This window comes from Photorhabdus australis DSM 17609 (assembly GCF_000711895.1).
Classification (GTDB): Bacteria; Pseudomonadota; Gammaproteobacteria; order Enterobacterales; family Enterobacteriaceae; genus Photorhabdus; species Photorhabdus australis.
Window position 1 is genome coordinate 1 of record NZ_JONO01000134.1, and the last position, 1,322, is coordinate 1,322.

Annotated in this window: 1 protein-coding gene; it reads left to right on the top strand. The window is 54.3% G+C overall.

Annotated elements, in window-relative coordinates; all coding sequences use genetic code 11:
- Positions 1 to 1,322 (top strand): type VI secretion system tip protein TssI/VgrG (gene tssI, locus BO26_RS18490; protein WP_036774094.1); only part of this gene is annotated, 1,322 nt, incomplete at both ends.

A 1,322-nucleotide genomic window follows, 5' to 3' on the forward strand; every position in this document is an offset into this window, starting at 1 on the left:
GTCAACTCCCGGATTTTTCAGCGTCAGTCCATTACCGATATTATCGACACCCTGCTGAAAGAAAACGGCATCCGCGATGTTGTTTACACCCTCGGCTATGAACATCCCGAACGGGAATTCTGCGTCCAGTACGACGAAAGCGACCTGGCTTTTCTTCACCGCTTATTAGCCGATGAAGGCATCTTTTATTACTTTGAGTTTCATCAGGGGAAAAATGGCCAGACGATTTTCTTTGCTGACTCCTGCCTGGCACTCGGTAACCGCTTTTCCGTTCCCTATAACCCAACACCCGATACGCAGGGAATACAGGGCAGCATCCATCAGTTCCGCTGGCGCGAACAGGTCGGGATCCAGGGCATTTCTCTGCGGGACCGCACCTTCAAAAATCCCCCCTGGACTGCGGAATATCACTTTTACGAGGCTAAATCGGCCAACCAACGAACCGATTTACCCAGTTATTACCACTATGATTTCCCCGGGCGTTATAAAGACGAACGCGGGGAACGCATGAGCCGTTACCGTCTGGAAGCCTTACGCCGCAATGACCTCCTCGGCCACGCGCAAAGTGACTGCTTTTTCCTCTGGCCGGGCCTCATGTTCACCCTCACCCAGCACCCCAAAGAGAAATTTAATGTCCCGTGGCAGGTCATCAACATCCGCCACCATGGCCGGCAGCCACAGGCCGATGAAACCCGCACCGGCGGCACAGGCACCACACTGACCAACCACCTGACCTTTGGCGACCGTGACCGTTCCTGGCGCCCTTCCCCCTACCCCAAACCCCGCATTGACGGCCTGCAAGTGGCCACCGTGGTCGGTCCCGAAGGGGAAGAAATCTTTTGTGACGAATATGGCCGGGTACGGGTGCAGTTTGCCTGGGATCAATATGGACAGTTTAACGACCAGAGTTCCTGTTGGATACGAGTCAGCCAGGCATGGGCAGGAAAAGGCTGGGGCATGATGGCTATCCCGCGCGTCGGTCAGGAAGTGCTGGTGGACTTTTTACATGGTGACCCGGACCAACCGATTATCACCGGGCGCACTTACCATGCCAGCAACCTTCCCCCTAACCGCTTGCCGATGGCGAAAACCCAGATGTCAATCCGGTCAAAAACTCACAAAGGGGAAGGCTTTAACGAACTGCGTTTTGAAGACGAAAAAGATCGGGAAGAAGTGTTTATTCACGCCCAGAAAAATCTGGCGATTCAGGTACGCAACTCCCGGGACGAGCGGATTAACTACAACCGGACTACCAGTATCGGCCACGATGACGAACTGGTGATTGCCCACAACCGCAAAATAACCGTGGAAGGGCAACAGGA